This is a genomic window from Bradyrhizobium sp. 31Argb, from assembly GCF_043638955.1.
Taxonomy (GTDB): Bacteria; Pseudomonadota; Alphaproteobacteria; order Rhizobiales; family Xanthobacteraceae; genus Bradyrhizobium.
Map to the genome: position 1 here is coordinate 1 of NZ_JBEGDB010000043.1, position 14,939 is coordinate 14,939.

Genomic DNA, 14,939 nt, shown 5'->3' on the forward strand with positions numbered 1-14,939 from the left:
CCGCGCGAAACTACTTCGCCGTCGTCGCCATTGCCGCCACTCTGCTCTGGATAAGGTAACTGTCCACACGGCCTAGTGCAGCTTCCGCCGATGCTCGATCGTCCTTGGATGCGATAGACCGTCTGTCGGCTGAGACCAGTGGCCTTTGCAATTTCACCGATGCCTGCTGATTGGCCCAGCATGTCGCATACGGCGGAGAACTGCTCCCTTGAGAAGCTCGGCTTCCGTCCTCGGTACTTGGTATCCCCAGCTCGTTCCTTGGCGAGCGCGATCCCGCCCTGCTGGGCTTCCTTGATGGCGCCTGTGCCGTTGCCGCCATGAAGGCGATGAGGGCGTCCCGGACGGCCATCGGGTCTTCCGAGTGACCGAAATCGCTGATCTGGAGCGGTTGAGCCCGTAGCCCGGGTGAAGCGGAAGGCCAAACCCGGGAATCTGCGCGCGTGTTCGCGGGCGGGCCCGGGTTAGGCTGGCGCTTCACCCGGGCTACGGTCCTTGCTGATCAACTCAACGAGCCTCGGTACCGCCAACGAGATGCTCGCGAAAGAACCGCACAATGCTCGCATCGAATTCGCGATGAAAGGCTGAGCGGTCGAAGCCTTCGGGGTCGGTGCAGAAGCGCGGCAGGTTCGCCGCGAGTTCAGGTGAGCACGGTGGGAGGAAGGCGTAATGGCCGGCCGGCACCACGTGAATCTCGGGCTTGCCTGGCAGGCTGCCGACGACGCGCTCGGTGCCCGACGGATCCACGCCGCCGCCTCCTCGTTCCGAGCGCCAGAACTGGAGGGGGATCTTGATCGCGGCCAAATTGTCCTGCGTGAAAACTGCGCTCGGTGCATCGGCAATCACCGCAGCCCGGATGCGCGCATCATGTGGCGGGTTGGGCGGGGTCTCGCCGTTGTGGAGTTGCGCGCAAGGGCCTGTCTTATCCGTGCAAAAATGTGCGAGCCTGCCGAAATCCGGCTTGGCGCCCGCCAGGGCCAGGCCGGTATAGCCTCCGAAAGAAAAGCCGAAGAAGCCTATTCTGGTGGGATCGATGGATGCCTTGTCTTTCCAATCGTTCAGCATGAAGTCGAGCAGGCGAACCATATCCTCCGGGCGTGTCTGCCCGAGGGCCAGCGTATCTCGCTTCGACGAGTCGTTGGCGTTGTCGCCTGGATGATTGATGGCTGTGACGACAAAGCCGGCATCAGCCAGCGCTTCCGCGACATCACGGTGAAGCCCGAACCAGCCGCCACGGCCGTGCGAGACGATGACCAGCGGCAGCTTCGTCCCCGCGATGGGGCAATCCTTCACGCCTTCAAGCGGATCGGAAAAAGGCACGGCAAGCGTGCCGAGCGGCACCTTCTGCGGTGCGGTCGCGCATGGATACCAGATGGCGCCTGAAAGGGCGGGATCGGAGTCGAGAAGCTGGATGCCGGCGGCCTCGACGGGCGAGCCGAAGCAGCACAAGATGATAGCGTAAGCCCAGAATGTCCTGCGCACCCGGCGGCCCCATCACAATCGGCTCTACTGCGCCAGAACTAAACTGCCTGAAGGCGGCACACAACACCGGTACGCAATCCAGCGCCGAGCATGTGTTTTGTGCCACCGCGGTAGGTCAGCAGCGGTGACATTTTTCTCGCGTGCCACCTGTGGTAGATTACCGATACATCCTTGACGGCGCGGACTGAATTTCCGGGACGTGCCGGCGGCAGTCGCTGATCTGTGTCGGGAAGTGGGAATGTCGGAGTCGGGTATCGAGCGCACGGGGCGGCCGACCGATCTCGCTGCCAGCGACACGATTTGGATTCCCGGCGCCACTTTCCGAATGGGTTCCGACAATCACTACCCCGAAGAGGCGCCCAGCCATCGGGTGAGCGTGGACGGCTTCTGGATCGACCGCACGCCGGTGACCAACGGCGCATTCAAGACATTCGTCAACGCGACCGGCTATGTCACCACGGCGGAGATTCCGCCGAACCCAAAAGACTATCCCGGCGCCCTGCCGAAGATGATCTATGCCGGCTCGCTGGTGTTCTCGCCGCCGCGTCGCGTACACGATCTGCGCGACTGGAGCCAGTGGTGGACGTTCATGAAGGGCGCCAACTGGCGGCGACCGTACGGACCTGGAAGCAACATCAAGGACCTGGACGACCATCCATTGGTGCACGTTTCGTACGCGGACGTGCTCGCCTACGCGAAATGGATAGGCAAGCAGCTTCCCACCGAATCCGAATGGGAGCTTGCCGCGCGCGGCGGTCTGGATGGTGAGGAGTTCGCCTGGGGCAACACGCTGACGCCTGACGGCCGGCACATGGCCAACACATGGCAAGGCGACTTCCCGGTCCAGAACATCTGCGAGGACGGCTTCCAGCGCACCTCGCCCGTCACGGCATTTCCGCCGAACGGCTACGGCGTCTACGACATGATCGGCAATGTCTGGGAATGGACTGCCGACTGGTGGTCGGCCCGTCATGAAGCGGATAGCGCGAAGCCTTGCTGCGTTCCGCAGAATCCGCGCGGCGGCCCGGAGCACGTGAGCTTTGATCCAGGTCAACCGAACATCCGCATCCCCCGCAAAGTCTTGAAGGGCGGCTCGCATCTGTGCGCGCCGAACTATTGCCGCCGGTATCGGCCCGCCGCCCGGCATGCCGAACCGGTCGACACGTCGACGAGCCATGTCGGTTTCAGGTGCGTAGTCAGAAATGGGAGTGAACGATGAGCTCGGAGAAGAAACAGTCGTTTCTCGATCGCCGCAACTTGCTCTTGAGCGGGACGGCGCTGGTCGCCGCGACGCTGACCTCCGAGGCGCTTGGCCAGGACCAAAAGTCCGCGGCGCCGGCTCCCGCCGCATCGCCACTGCCCGGCGACCGCAAGCCAAACATTCTCGTTATCTTCGGTGACGATATCGGCATAGCGAATATCAGCGCCTATTCCGGCGGTCTCATGGGCTATGAAACGCCCAATATCGACCGGATCGCCCGCGAGGGGATCAGATTCCTTCATTACTATGGCGAGCAGTCCTGCACCGCAGGTCGAGCGGCCTTCCTGACCGGGCAGCATGGAATCCGGACCGGACTGACGAAGGTTGGATATCCCGGGGCTCCGATGGGAATGAGCCAGCTTGATCCTTCAGCAGGCGGCCTGCTCAAGCATCTCGGTTACGCGACCGGGCAATTTGGCAAGAATCACGTCGGCGATCGCAACGAAACCTTGCCGACCGTGAATGGCTTCGACGAGTTCTTCGGCAATCTCTACCACCTCAACGCCGAGGAAGAGCCCGAGCTGCCCGACTATCCGAAGGATCCTGCCTACCGCGCCAAATTCGGACCCCGCGGCGTGTTGAGGTGCAGGGCAACTGACCGCGACGATCCGACCGTCGATCCGCGCTTCGGAAGGATCGGCAGGCAGACGATCGAGGACACCGGCGCGCTCACCAAGAAGCGAATGGAGACCATCGACGACGAGACCTCGGCGGCGGCGATCGATTTCATGAAGCGCCAGCAATCAGCGGGGCGGCCCTTCTTCTGCTGGTTCAATTCCACACGCATGCATCTGCGAACGCATGTGCGCGACAGCCATCGCGGGCGCTACACGCACGGCGACAGCGAGTATGTCGACGGCATGATCGAGCATGACGACACGATCGGGGCGCTGCTCGGCGCGCTCGACGACATGGGCATCGCGAACAACACCATCGTTGTCTACACCAGCGACAACGGACCTCACATGAACACCTGGCCGGATGGCGCCATGACCTGGTTCCGTTCGGAAAAGAACACCAATTGGGAAGGTGCGTTCCGCGTGCCCTGCCTGGTTCGCTGGCCCGGCGTGATCAAGCCCGGAACGGTCACCAATGAGCTCATGAGCCACAACGACTGGATACCGACACTGTGCTCGATCGCCGGAGAACCCGATATCGTCAACAAGCTGCGAGCCGGCTACACCGCCAACGGTATCGACTACAAGGTGCATCTCGACGGCTACGACCAGTCGCAATTCCTCCGCAACGTGAGCGGGACCGCGGCAAACAACAACGGGGTCAAGAGCGCCCGCGACAAGTTCTTCTACGCCGACGACGATGGTCTGCTCGTTGCCCTTCGAAAGGGCGACTACAAATATGTCTATGCCGAGCAACGTGCTCCGGGACAGATGCAGGTCTGGGCCGAGCCTTTCACGAAATTGCGCCTGCAGAAGATCTACAATCTGTTCCAGGATCCGTTCGAGCGGGCGGACATCACCTCCAACACCTACTGGGACTGGAACCTCAATCACGTCGGTGCGATCTACGGCGCGATGGACGATGTTTCTCAGTTCATGGTCACGTTCAAGGAGTTTCCGCCGCGTTCGTTTCCGCCGAGTTTCGTGCCGACAACGATCATGGAAGACGCAATCGCTGACCTGAAGGCGGCGAGGAGACGAGGTACGGTTGGTACGGGCAACTAGAGCATGATGGCTGCCAATCAACGGCCACGCTTGGCTTGCGCCGAATATTCCGCAAGACGCCGCCACTTCGCGGCGGAATATTGCCGATTGTACTGTGCCACGCCCCAGCCGGCTGCTCCGTCCAGGAAGCCCAGGCGCAGAACGTAGACCTTCAGGAAGGCGGCCAAGCCATGCAAAGGCGCAGCGAACGGGCCTGCGCGGCGGCCGCGGGCGTTCATCTGCTCGGCTGCGGCTCGGGAATAGCGGTCGATCTTGTCCTGGGCGTCGGACCAGGATTCGATTGAATCATGCTCGATGGTGACATCGATCCGCTTGATGGGGCCGTCGACGATCAGCCCCTCGTGGACCAGGTCGTCGGAAAATCGGGCCTGTCCGCGCTGGAACAGGCGAACGACATAGTCGGAAGACCAACCTCCGAATCTCAGCGCCTTGCCGCAGAAACGCGATCGCCGGAGCGTCTGGTAGGCGGCAGGTGCGTCCGCCGCGTTGACGGCGCTCCTGATCTGGTCGCCAAATTCCGGCTCGATCCATTCGTCGGCATCAAGCGACAGGACCCAGTCGCCTCGCGCGAGCGCGAGCGCGCGGCTCTTCTGCGGCCCGTATCCCGGCCAATCCGATGTCACCACGACACGTGCGCCGCTCTCGCGGGCGATCTCCACCGTTCGATCCGTGCTGCCGCTGTCGACCACGATGATCTCGTCCGCATCAACCGAACGCAGGCACCGCGCAATGCAGTGCTCTTCGTTCTTGGTGATCACGATCAGGGACAGGCTCGGCATGCGTCATCCCGCAGATGGCTCGGCCTGCGCGGATGCGGCCACCGCGCCACCATTCGTTGTTGGCTTGATCCAGAGGATATCGGTCTGGTCTTCGATGCGACGCAGATCCTTGAGCTCAACCCGGGCAGCCTTGGACGACTTGCCTACGAGCTGATGGGGGACAAATCGGGCTCCGAGCAGCCGATCGATCATCCCCTCGACCGACAGATCGCCGTCGCGGCTCAATTGAGGAGAGTATTCCGTGATGACGACATCGGCGCGCTCGAGCGCCTTCACCGCACCCGCCAGAACCGCGGGCTCAAAGCCTTCCACATCAATCTTCATCAACAAAATTCTGTCCTGCGCCAGCCCAAGGGCTCCGAGCGCGGAATCGACGTCGGTCAACGGGACCACGCGTGAGCCCAGGCCATAGTTCTTGATCAGCGAGTGGCGCCCATTGTTGGACCTTTTGTAACGGTGCAAATGCGCATGCCCGACGGTGGCGCCAACCGCGCAAGGGTAGACGACAACCTTGTCGATATCGTTGATCGTGAGATTGCGATCGAGCAGCCAGGCATTGGTCGCATCCGGTTCAAACGCCACCACGGTGGTGACGGAGGCATGCTGAGCGGCATGCACCGCATGCCAGCCGAGATTGGCGCCGACGTCGACGACGATGCCCTTCGGTTGATTTTGCAGGTACCCGCTAATCCAGTCGGTCAATTGCGGTTCAAACCGGCCATATTTCGCGATATGACGGCCGATGACGTCGCGGCACTGGACGATGAAGCGCAGTTTCGACCCCGTCGCATAGGTCTGGAACGACGTGCCTTGCGGCATCATCCAGGCGAGCAGGAGCTTCATCGATTGGACTGGTCTAGGTATTCGGGGCATCTAGTCGTTTCTCTCGACGTCGCGACCTCTTCGGGAGGAGATCGTCCGTACAGAGCGGGTAAGCCAAAGTCCAGATGCCGCCAAACGCTTCATCGCCGGTTTCCTGGGCGGGGCAGTTCAGGGGATGTCGGCCCTGCGAAACATGCTGAACTGGAACGACTGCTCCGTGCCCCATGGCGTTCCATGCCGATGCTGCCGCCGATCGGTGAGCTCGAACGCAGGGCCCAGGATCCGGCCGAGGCCCTCCGGGTCGTAGCGCACGACAGGCAATCCGCTGCAGCGTTCCGGTCCGTCCAGCGCGAAGGTGGCGATGATCGCGTGACCTCCGACCTTCAACGCCTGCTTCAAGCGTTTCGCATAGGCAGTGCGGTCGTTCTCCTCGGTCAGGAAGTGGAACGTGGCACGATCATGCCAGATGTCGTAGGTCCTTGTCGGCTCCCACCTCGTTACGTCATCGACGATCCAATCGACCTTTGCAGCACGGTTCCCAAGACGGGTTCTGGCAACCCGCAGCGAAGCTTCGGATATATCGAGCACGGTAACATCCTCGAAGCCGTTCTCGATGAGGTTATCGACCAAACGTGAAGCACCGCCGCCGATGTCTATGATAGGGGAGGCGCGCGTCGCTCCGACCTGCATGATCAATTCAATTGATGGAGCTGGGCTCTCCTGAAACCAGCTAACTTCGTTCTCGGCCTTTTTGCTATAGACGTCTTGCCAATGGGCGTGTCGATCCTCGCTCTGCATGGGTTTGCTCCGCCGATCCAAGGTTCACGACAGGGCTGTTCCCCCTACCCTCGACCACAAGCATACCTCCACACCATCAGTGTTTACTCCGGCAGCCCTCCTGCGTGAAGCGCGGCGACAGAAACGGCTGGCTCGCGCGTCTTACAGAAAGTCTGTAGCCCGGGTGGAGCGGAGCGCAACCCGGGACATTTGCGCAAGTGGTTGGAACGGCCCCGGGTTACGCTGGCGCTTCACCCGGGCTACGCCCCCAAGGGATGGCCGGCGGGCTCTCGTCGGTACTGGCTGCGGGCACCGAGGAACTCCGCAAAACCATGGCAAATAGCTCGTTTTATTGCGGTTTGTGGCTGTTCTAGCGCTCGCCTCCTCGCGCTTTGGAGGCTAGTGTCGCGCCTCGAATCGAACTTTTTTGACCTGAGGCACGCTTTCATGACCATCCGCCTGCACCGCGGCGATTTGCCGGATCTGTCCCGCTACAAGGATGCCGTTGCGATCGACACCGAGACCATGGGGCTCAATCCGCATCGCGACCGGCTCTGCGTGGTGCAGATGTCCAATGGCGACGGTACGGCCGACGTCGTGCAGGTGCCGATGGCATCAGCCGATGCGCCGAACCTGAAGGCGCTGCTCGCCAATCCGAACATCCTGAAGATCTTCCACTTCGCGCGGTTCGATCTTGCGGCGCTCTACAATGCCTATGGCGTGATGCCGACGCCGGTCTACTGCACCAAGATCGCTTCCCGCCTCAGCCGCACCTATACCGACCGCCACGGACTGAAGGACTTGGTGCGCGAGGTGCTCAATATCGAACTGTCGAAGCAGCAACAATCGAGCGACTGGGGCGCGCCGGCGCTAAGCGAGGCGCAGCTTGCCTATGCCGCGTCCGACGTGCTGCATCTGCATGCGCTGCGCGAGAAGCTCGATGCGATGCTGGCGCGCGAGGGCCGCACCGAACTGGCGAAAGCCTGTTTCGAATTCCTGCCCACCCGCGCCCGGCTCGATCTCGGTGGCTGGGAAGCCGAAGACATTTTTGCGCATTCCTGAACCTGTCCGAGGCCGGCGCGGACGTCCGAAAGGCGTTCGTCCGCCCCGTTTCGGTCACACTCGTAACGCGAGTGTGCGGCGGCCGCGATGCGACGTCCCGGCTGCGCAATCCGGCGGTCCCGGGTAGAATGATGTAAGCTTTTGCCAGACTTCGCGCCCTTGGAGCAGCGGTGAATTCGATCCAGAGCCCAGCCTATCTAGCCGGCCTCGAGGCGCGCTTTGCCGCCGCCGAGCGCCACAGCCGGATGGTGCGGATCCTGCGCATCGCGGTGCCCGCGGCGGTGGTGCTGTCATTGCTCGCGATCGTCGGGGTGTCGGTCTTCAATCCGTTCCGCATGTTGTTGCCGAAGCTGCCGGTCGACATCGGCAACCTGGTCGTCTCCGGCACCAAGATCACGATGGAATCGCCGCATCTCGCAGGCTTCTCCACCGACCAGCGCCCGTACGAGCTCTGGGCCAAGGCGGCGATCCAGGACCTCACCGACCCCGATCACGTCGAGCTCCAGACCCTGCGCGCAAAGATGCTGATGGAAGACCGCTCCACGATGACCATGGATGCGCGCACCGGCTTCTACGACAGCAAGCAGCAGCTCCTCGACCTGCGCAAGGACATCTTCCTGCAAACGTCGACCGGCTATGAGGCCAAGCTTTCGCAAGCCTTTGTCGATATCAACAAGGGCACGGTGACGTCGGACGAGCATGTCGACGTCAAATTGCTGAACGGCACGCTGACCGCCGACAAGCTCCGGATCTACAACAACGGCGAGGTCGTGCGCTTCGAAGGCAATGTCGTGATGAATTTGATCATGGATAATCCGCCGGCGCAGGCCGAAGCGGAGCCGGCGCCCGCACCTGCACCGCCACCGCCGCAGAAGACGCGCTCGGGCTCAAGCAAATCCGCCAACACGAAATGATCTTCATGAAGCAGTTTTCTTCGCGCGGTGTTGCAGCGGCGGCCTTCGTACTCGCGATGATCGCGCCGGGTTCGGTGCGCGCGCAGAGCGCAGTCTCCGGCGTGCCCAACGCCATGCAGGGCTTTACCCAGAATCGTGACCAGCCGATCCAGATCGAGGCGGCGGCGCTCGAGATGCGCGACAAGAAAAAGGAAGCGACATTCTCGGGCAATGTGAAGGTGGTACAGGGCGACACCACGATGACGTCGAAGACGCTGGTCGTGTTCTATGAATCGAATTCGGGACAGGGCCAAGGCACGCCGCCGCCATCGAACGCCAAAAGCGCAAAATCGGCGCCGATGCAGTCGGCCCAGCCGGGGCCGGGTGGCAGCTCCTCGATCAAGCGGCTGGAGGCCAAAGGCAACGTCGTGGTCACCCAGAAGGATCAGGTCGTCACCGGGGAGACCGCAATCTTCGACACCAAAGCCAATCTCATCACCATGCTCGGCGGCGTCGTGCTGACGCAGTGCAAGAACGTGCTGCGCGGCGACAGGCTGCTGGTGGACATGACGACCGGCGTCTCGCGTGTGGAATCCGACGGCGGCAGGGTGCAGGCGCTGATCCAGCAAGGACAGGGCGGGCAGGGCGGCGGTAGCCAGGGGGGCTGCCCGCCGCAGCCCGGCAGCCCGTCGCCTTCCAGTAAGTCGAAATAAATCAATAACTTACTGAATATCTTGAGGCGGCGAGGTTGAAGCCGGCGGGGCGAGACTGTATCTAGGCGATGATCCGGAAAAATGGGAACCGGTTTTCCGAACAGAGAGTGGACGTCCGGTGGTGGAACGCGCCTGGGGGTGGGCGAGCGGTTCCGCAGGACAGGGGCATCCACGCATTCAAGGTTCGCGAGCTAATCGATTAGCCCGCGGGCGTAGTCCCCGGGGACACCGTGAAAGGCTGGCGAAGCGGGATGGTGGACATATTCGGCATGTTCCGAAGGCGCCCTGCGAAACGCAGTTCCGGCTTCGCGCGTTCGCGTGAGGACATCACCGCGCTCGACGATTCCTTTGGCGAGATGCTGACAAGCTCCGTCCGGGATACGCCGCCGGGGGCGCGTGCCGCCCCGATGCCTGGCGTGGAACTGCCGCATCCGCAACCCCAGCTTTCGAGGGAGGAGAGGTCGCGCCCGCGCACCGCCAAGCCCGCCAAGACGTCCGCCAAGACCAACGGCGCCAGCGCCCCGCGCCTGATCCGGCGCCCGGGCTATCTGGCTGTGCATAGCGTGGAAAAGAGTTTCGGCAGCCGCCAGGTCGTGCGCGGCGTCAGCATCTATGTGCGCCGCGGCGAGGCGGTCGGCCTGCTGGGCCCCAATGGCGCCGGCAAGACCACGGTATTCTACATGATCACCGGGCTGATCAAGGCCGATCGCGGCGCCATCGAGCTGGATGGCCACGATGTGACGAAACTGCCGATGTATCAGCGCGCCCGCCTCGGCATCGGCTATCTTCCGCAGGAAGCCTCGATCTTCCGCGGATTGTCGGTCGAGCAGAACATCCGCGCGGTGCTCGAAGTGGTCGAGCCTTCAAGGAAGAAGCGCGAGGCGGAACTCGATGCGCTGCTCGACGAATTCAACATTACGCGGTTGCGAAAGACACCATCGATCGCGCTATCCGGCGGCGAGCGCCGCCGCGTCGAGATCGCCCGCGCACTGGCGACGCGACCCAATTACATGCTGCTCGACGAACCATTCGCCGGCATCGACCCGATCGCGGTCGGGGACATCCAGGATCTGGTCCGTCACCTGACCAATCGCGGTATCGGGGTGCTCATTACCGACCACAATGTGCGGGAAACGCTCGGCCTGACCGACCGCGCCTACATCGTTTACGCCGGGGAAATCTTGACGGAAGGCAGCCCGGATGAGATCGTGAACAATCCGGATGTCCGCCGGCTTTACCTTGGCGAAGAATTCCGCCTCTAGCCCTTTTTCCGATCCGTCAAGCCGTGTACATCGGCCTTGGACTAGGCTAAGCAAGAATCGAGCCAACTTCTTTATTGGACCGTTCTTGCCTCCATGGCACTGACCCAGAGATTAGAGTTCCGCCAGTCGCAGTCGCTGGTGATGACGCCGCAGTTGATGCAGGCGATCAAGCTGCTGCAACTGTCCAATCTGGACCTCTCGGCCTTCGTGGAGGAGGAGCTGGAACGGAACCCATTGCTGGATCGCGCCAGCGATGGGCCGGAACCGCCGGTGGCGGGCGAGCCCGCCACCGAGCGGCAGGAGTTTTCCGAGGCTGATGGTTCCAGCTACGGCGACGAAGCCGGTGGCGAGGCGGCGAGTTCCGCCGACGGCTTCGAGCCGAGCCAGGAGGAATGGCTGAACCGCGATCTCGGCAGCCGCGCCGAGATCGAGCAGACGCTCGATACCGGCCTCGAAAACGTCTTCTCCGAAGAGCCGGCGGAGGCTGCCGAACGCGCCGCGAAAGACGCGGCTCCGACCTCCTATACCGAATGGGGCGGCGGCGCCTCGAGCGATGAGGACTACAATCTCGAAGCCTTTGTCGCCGCCGAGCTGACGCTGGCCGACCATCTCGCCGAGCAGCTTGCGGTCGCCTTTACCTCACCGTCCCAGCGTATGATCGGGCAATATCTGATCGACCTCGTCGATGAGGCCGGCTACCTGCCGCCGGATCTCGGCCAGGCAGCGGAGCGGCTCGGTGCGCCGCAGCACGAGGTCGATGCAGTGCTCTCGGTGCTGCAGAAATTCGATCCCCCGGGCGTCTGCGCGCGAAACTTGAGCGAGTGCCTGGCGATCCAGCTCCGCGAGCTCGATCGCTACGACCCGGCGATGCAGGCCCTGGTCGAACATCTCGATCTCCTCGCCAAGCGCGATATCGCATCCCTGCGGAAGCTGTGCGGCGTCGACGACGAAGACATCACCGACATGATCGGCGAGATCCGCCGGCTCGATCCGAAGCCGGGCCTGAAGTTCGGCTCGTCGCGGACGCAAACCATGGTGCCGGACGTTTATGTGCGGCCGGGGCCTGATGGCGGCTGGCATGTCGAGCTCAATAGCGACACGTTGCCGCGTGTCCTGGTGAACCAGACCTATTATGCCGAATTGTCAAAGACGATCCGGAAGGACGGCGACAAGTCCTACTTCACGGATTGCCTGCAGAACGCGACCTGGCTGGTGCGCGCCCTTGATCAGCGCGCCCGCACGATCCTCAAGGTCGCAACCGAGATCGTGCGCCAGCAGGACGGCTTCTTCACCTACGGCGTGGCGCACTTGCGGCCGCTTAATCTCAAAGCCGTGGCGGATGCGATCCAGATGCACGAATCGACGGTGTCGCGTGTGACCGCCAACAAATATATGGCCACCAATCGCGGCACTTTCGAACTCAAGTACTTCTTCACGGCGTCGATCGCCTCCGCCGACGGCGGCGAGGCGCATTCGGCCGAAGCCGTGCGTCATCACATCAAGCAGTTGATCGACGCCGAATCGCCGTCCGCGATCCTCTCTGACGATACGATCGTGGAACGATTGCGCGCGTCGGGCATTGATATCGCCCGCCGCACCGTCGCGAAGTATCGCGAAGCGATGCGAATTCCTTCCTCGGTGCAGCGCCGCCGCGACAAACAGAGCATGCTTGGACACGCCCTTTCAGCACCTGCTTCCTCTCCAGACCGGTCGCGCGATGCCGCACCGGTGTAATTGCGTTCGCGTTAAATCGCGCTAGTCTTGGTACCCCTCCGAAGCGATCGGGGGTTTCATAAGGCATAGAGGCACGCAATGACCCTTCGAATCTCGGGAAAGAGCATCTCAATCGGCGAGGCGCTTCGCGCACGCGTGAACGAGCGCACCGATGAGGTTCTGAAGAAGTATTTCGACGGCAACTATTCCGGCCATATCACGCTGAGCAAGGACGGCTTCGGCTTCCGCACCGACTGTGCGCTGCACCTGGATTCCGGGATCACGCTGGAAGCGGATTCGAACGCCCCCGACGCCTATGCCAGCGCCGACGCCGCGCTCCTGATGATCGAGAAGCGCCTGCGCCGCTATAAGAGCCGGCTGAAGGACCGCTCGGCCCGCAAGGCCTACGCGGCCTCCGCCGCCCTTGCCGAGCTCAACGGCGTTCCCCTGGATGCGCCAAGCTATGTGATCGAGGCGCCGGCGGAGGGCGAAGGGGAATTCACCGAATACAGTCCCGTGATCATCGCCGAGGCGACCACCTCGCTGAAGCGGCTGTCGGTCAGCGAGGCGGTGCTGGAATTGGACCTGACCGGCGCAGCCTGCCTGGTCTTCCAGCACGGTGGTAGCGGCCGTGTGAACATCATTTACCGCCGCGCGGACGGCAATGTGGGCTGGGTCGATCCCCCCATGGTTAATCCATAATGGTTATGCCGTTCCGCATTGACGTGCCCCCTGGCCGTCCCTATGGTCCGCGGCCCTTAAGCATAGGCTCAAGGGAACTGGCCGGCAGGAGTTGGCACGGCTCATGCCTTGGAGTAGAAGCCGCCCGATCGGGATCTGGGCCAAAAAGCCGCTTCCCGATTCATCTTCTTGACGCCTGCGCCTGACAACCTATTTCGCAACTTGACGGTTCACTTCACCCTCGGAACGCCCCATGACGATTACCGATCTGGTCGCACCCGAGGCGATTCTCCCGGCGTTGAAAGTCATCAGCAAGAAGCAGGCGCTGCAGGAGCTCGCCGCGCGGGCCGCAACTCTTACGGGGCAGAACGAACGTTCGATCTTCGAGGTATTGCTGCAGCGCGAGAAACTGGGCACCACCGCGGTCGGTTACGGCGTCGCCATTCCCCACGGTAAATTGCCGAAATTGGAAAAGCTGTTCGGCCTGTTCGCGCGCCTGGAGCGCCCGATCGATTTCGAGGCGATGGATGGCCAGCCGGTCGACCTCATCTTCCTCCTGCTTGCCCCCGAAGGCGCCGGCGCCGACCACCTCAAGGCCCTGGCGCGCATCGCCCGCCTGCTACGCGACCAGGACGTCGCCAAGAAGCTGCGTGCTTCCCGCGACGCGCAGGCGATCTACTCGGTACTCGCACTGCCGCCGGCAAGCGCGGCTTAGTCGCTAGCTGCGAAGCGCATACCCGCTTTGGCGGCATTTCGTCGCTCGTGATACAATTGCTGCATGACAAGAACTGAAGCATTGAGGAAGCTGCGAAGCCAGGCGGACGCCATCAAGGCGCTGGGAGCGACGTCGCTCTACCTGTTTGGTTCGACGGCTCGCAACAAAGCCAATGCGAAAAGCGACGTCGACCTGTTTATCGACTACGATCCTCGGGGCCGCTTTAACGCCCTGGATTTGGTGGCCGCCAAGCGGCTACTCGAGGAGAGCCTTGGCGTCGAAGTCGATTTAACCACCCGCAAGGGACTCCATCCGCTCATCCGAAAACAGATCGAAGCCGAGGCGATGCGGGTTTTCTAGATGCCCACGCGCTCCCCTTTGCTGCGGATCCACGACATGCTCGAAAGCATCCGCGGCATCGAGAAGGCGCTGGCCGGAAAAACGATTCGCGATTACGAGCGCTCGTGGTTGCTGCGCTCTGCGGTTGAACGTGGAATAGAGATTATCTCCGAAGCCAGCCGCCATCTCGGCAATGATTTGAAGGCCCAGCACAAGGACGTGCGTTGGAAGGATATCGCCGGCATCGGCAATATTCTGCGGCATGATTACCAGCGGGTTGATGCTGCAATCATCTGGAAAGCCGTCAAAGACGATCGACCGCCGCTCAAGGCGGCGCTGCTTGAGCTCCGGGAGTCCTTCAAATGATGCGGGGGGCGGTTTGAAAAACACGCGGGCAGCCCTCGTTGGAGGACATGCCCGCGCATCGAATTCGCTGTGGCGCCTTCAACCAGCCCGCGTCAGGCTGACCGGCGTCAGTGGACGCTGACGGCCTGCAGCTCGTTGCTCCAGGCGTTGGCGACCGCGGCTTCCCGGCTATCGGTCAGCATCATCGGCGTGCCGTCGGCCGCATGGAGCGCGAAGAGTTTGAGTCCCGGCGCAATCTTGGGCGCCTGGGGAAAGAGATCCGGTACATCCTCGGAACGGACCTGCTTCACATAGGCGATATGACCCTCGCCCAGATGGGCCAGCGCCTCCGGTGAGACGCTATCGCGTTCTAACGTCGTACTCACTTCACTCATGGTCTCGACTCCTTTGTCGAT

16 protein-coding genes and 1 pseudogene are annotated in these 14,939 nt (G+C 62.4%); 11 read left to right on the top strand and 6 right to left on the bottom strand.

The window, feature by feature from the left end; genetic code table 11:
- Positions 1-10: 10 nt before the first annotated feature.
- Both AAFX91_RS11360 and AAFX91_RS11365 read right to left on the bottom strand, forming a co-directional pair.
- Positions 11-367: pseudogene (locus AAFX91_RS11360) on the bottom strand (helix-turn-helix domain-containing protein); the annotation flags it as partial.
- A 137-nt stretch (positions 368-504) separates the two neighbouring features.
- Complete coding sequence (locus tag AAFX91_RS11365; protein ID WP_349644931.1) at positions 505-1,338, bottom strand: alpha/beta fold hydrolase; 834 nt, start codon at positions 1,336-1,338, stop codon at positions 505-507.
- 379 nt (positions 1,339-1,717) lie between these two features.
- On the opposite strand from AAFX91_RS11365, the gene AAFX91_RS11370 reads away from it, so the two are divergent.
- On the top strand, positions 1,718-2,698 hold the full coding sequence (locus tag AAFX91_RS11370) for a formylglycine-generating enzyme family protein (RefSeq protein WP_394566498.1): 981 nt from the start codon (positions 1,718-1,720) through the stop codon (positions 2,696-2,698).
- Complete coding sequence (locus AAFX91_RS11375) at positions 2,695-4,422, top strand: arylsulfatase (protein ID WP_394566499.1); 1,728 nt, start codon at positions 2,695-2,697, stop codon at positions 4,420-4,422. The genes AAFX91_RS11370 and AAFX91_RS11375 overlap by 4 nt, the downstream gene beginning before the upstream one ends.
- Positions 4,423-4,439: 17 nt before the next feature.
- Here AAFX91_RS11375 and AAFX91_RS11380 read toward each other — a convergent pair whose 3' ends face one another.
- The 3 genes from AAFX91_RS11380 to AAFX91_RS11390 form a co-directional block, all read right to left on the bottom strand.
- Positions 4,440-5,201 carry a glycosyltransferase family 2 protein gene (locus tag AAFX91_RS11380; RefSeq protein ID WP_130583362.1) on the bottom strand — a complete coding sequence of 254 codons (762 nt, stop codon included), beginning with the start codon at positions 5,199-5,201 and terminating at the stop codon, positions 4,440-4,442.
- Between the two features lie 3 nt (positions 5,202-5,204).
- Complete coding sequence (locus tag AAFX91_RS11385; protein WP_165421485.1) at positions 5,205-6,044, bottom strand: FkbM family methyltransferase; 840 nt, start codon at positions 6,042-6,044, stop codon at positions 5,205-5,207.
- 147 nt (positions 6,045-6,191) lie between these two features.
- Positions 6,192-6,821 carry a class I SAM-dependent methyltransferase gene (locus AAFX91_RS11390; RefSeq protein WP_394566500.1) on the bottom strand — a complete coding sequence of 210 codons (630 nt, stop codon included), beginning with the start codon at positions 6,819-6,821 and terminating at the stop codon, positions 6,192-6,194.
- Positions 6,822-7,247: 426 nt separating this feature from the next.
- Between AAFX91_RS11390 and AAFX91_RS11395 the strand changes: the two genes are divergently transcribed.
- The 9 genes from AAFX91_RS11395 (at position 7,248) to AAFX91_RS11435 (ending at position 14,544) form a co-directional block, all read left to right on the top strand.
- Positions 7,248-7,862, top strand: coding sequence for a ribonuclease D (locus AAFX91_RS11395; RefSeq protein WP_130584221.1), 615 nt, complete (start codon positions 7,248-7,250; stop codon positions 7,860-7,862).
- A gap of 170 nt (positions 7,863-8,032) precedes the next feature.
- The gene (gene lptC, locus AAFX91_RS11400) at positions 8,033-8,776 is read left to right on the top strand and encodes an LPS export ABC transporter periplasmic protein LptC (RefSeq protein WP_394566501.1); all 744 of its coding nucleotides are present in this window, start codon (positions 8,033-8,035) and stop codon (positions 8,774-8,776) included.
- The gene (locus AAFX91_RS11405; protein WP_394566502.1) at positions 8,773-9,468 is read left to right on the top strand and encodes an LptA/OstA family protein; all 696 of its coding nucleotides are present in this window, start codon (positions 8,773-8,775) and stop codon (positions 9,466-9,468) included. Before lptC ends, AAFX91_RS11405 begins: the two co-directional genes overlap by 4 nt.
- Positions 9,469-9,719: 251 nt before the next feature.
- Positions 9,720-10,730, top strand: a complete 1,011-nt coding sequence (lptB, locus tag AAFX91_RS11410; protein WP_394566503.1) for an LPS export ABC transporter ATP-binding protein — start codon at positions 9,720-9,722, stop codon at positions 10,728-10,730.
- A gap of 93 nt (positions 10,731-10,823) precedes the next feature.
- On the top strand, positions 10,824-12,464 hold the full coding sequence (rpoN, locus tag AAFX91_RS11415; protein WP_394566504.1) for an RNA polymerase factor sigma-54: 1,641 nt from the start codon (positions 10,824-10,826) through the stop codon (positions 12,462-12,464).
- A 78-nt stretch (positions 12,465-12,542) separates the two neighbouring features.
- Positions 12,543-13,145: a ribosome hibernation-promoting factor, HPF/YfiA family gene (hpf, locus tag AAFX91_RS11420; RefSeq protein WP_394566505.1), complete on the top strand. Its 603-nt coding sequence runs from the start codon at positions 12,543-12,545 to the stop codon at positions 13,143-13,145.
- 232 nt (positions 13,146-13,377) lie between these two features.
- A complete protein-coding gene (gene ptsN / locus AAFX91_RS11425; protein ID WP_027581007.1) occupies positions 13,378-13,839 on the top strand; it encodes a PTS IIA-like nitrogen regulatory protein PtsN in 462 nt (153 codons plus the stop codon).
- A gap of 63 nt (positions 13,840-13,902) precedes the next feature.
- Positions 13,903-14,199, top strand: coding sequence for a nucleotidyltransferase family protein (locus AAFX91_RS11430; protein WP_394566506.1), 297 nt, complete (start codon positions 13,903-13,905; stop codon positions 14,197-14,199).
- Between the two features lie 36 nt (positions 14,200-14,235).
- On the top strand, positions 14,236-14,544 hold the full coding sequence (locus tag AAFX91_RS11435) for a DUF86 domain-containing protein (RefSeq protein ID WP_394566507.1): 309 nt from the start codon (positions 14,236-14,238) through the stop codon (positions 14,542-14,544).
- A gap of 107 nt (positions 14,545-14,651) precedes the next feature.
- Here the strand turns inward: AAFX91_RS11435 and AAFX91_RS11440 are convergent, their stop codons facing one another.
- Positions 14,652-14,918, bottom strand: a complete 267-nt coding sequence (locus AAFX91_RS11440) for a DUF1150 domain-containing protein (RefSeq protein WP_028164846.1) — start codon at positions 14,916-14,918, stop codon at positions 14,652-14,654.
- Positions 14,919-14,939: the final 21 nt, after the last annotated feature.

Bases quoted from the DNA above. Each gene is read 5' to 3' on its own strand.
- lptB (WP_394566503.1), top strand. From the start codon at position 9,720: ATGGTGGACATATTCGGCATGTTCCGAAGGCGCCCTGCGAAACGCAGT.
- AAFX91_RS11440 (WP_028164846.1), bottom strand. From the start codon at position 14,918: ATGAGTGAAGTGAGTACGACGTTAGAACGCGATAGCGTCTCACCGGAG.
- ptsN (WP_027581007.1), top strand. From the start codon at position 13,378: ATGACGATTACCGATCTGGTCGCACCCGAGGCGATTCTCCCGGCGTTG.
- AAFX91_RS11385 (WP_165421485.1), bottom strand. From the start codon at position 6,044: ATGAAGCTCCTGCTCGCCTGGATGATGCCGCAAGGCACGTCGTTCCAG.
- AAFX91_RS11390 (WP_394566500.1), bottom strand. From the start codon at position 6,821: ATGCAGAGCGAGGATCGACACGCCCATTGGCAAGACGTCTATAGCAAA.
- AAFX91_RS11395 (WP_130584221.1), top strand. From the start codon at position 7,248: ATGACCATCCGCCTGCACCGCGGCGATTTGCCGGATCTGTCCCGCTAC.
- AAFX91_RS11375 (WP_394566499.1), top strand. From the start codon at position 2,695: ATGAGCTCGGAGAAGAAACAGTCGTTTCTCGATCGCCGCAACTTGCTC.
- AAFX91_RS11370 (WP_394566498.1), top strand. From the start codon at position 1,718: ATGTCGGAGTCGGGTATCGAGCGCACGGGGCGGCCGACCGATCTCGCT.
- AAFX91_RS11405 (WP_394566502.1), top strand. From the start codon at position 8,773: ATGATCTTCATGAAGCAGTTTTCTTCGCGCGGTGTTGCAGCGGCGGCC.
- hpf (WP_394566505.1), top strand. From the start codon at position 12,543: ATGACCCTTCGAATCTCGGGAAAGAGCATCTCAATCGGCGAGGCGCTT.
- rpoN (WP_394566504.1), top strand. From the start codon at position 10,824: ATGGCACTGACCCAGAGATTAGAGTTCCGCCAGTCGCAGTCGCTGGTG.
- AAFX91_RS11380 (WP_130583362.1), bottom strand. From the start codon at position 5,201: ATGCCGAGCCTGTCCCTGATCGTGATCACCAAGAACGAAGAGCACTGC.
- AAFX91_RS11430 (WP_394566506.1), top strand. From the start codon at position 13,903: ATGACAAGAACTGAAGCATTGAGGAAGCTGCGAAGCCAGGCGGACGCC.
- AAFX91_RS11435 (WP_394566507.1), top strand. From the start codon at position 14,236: ATGCTCGAAAGCATCCGCGGCATCGAGAAGGCGCTGGCCGGAAAAACG.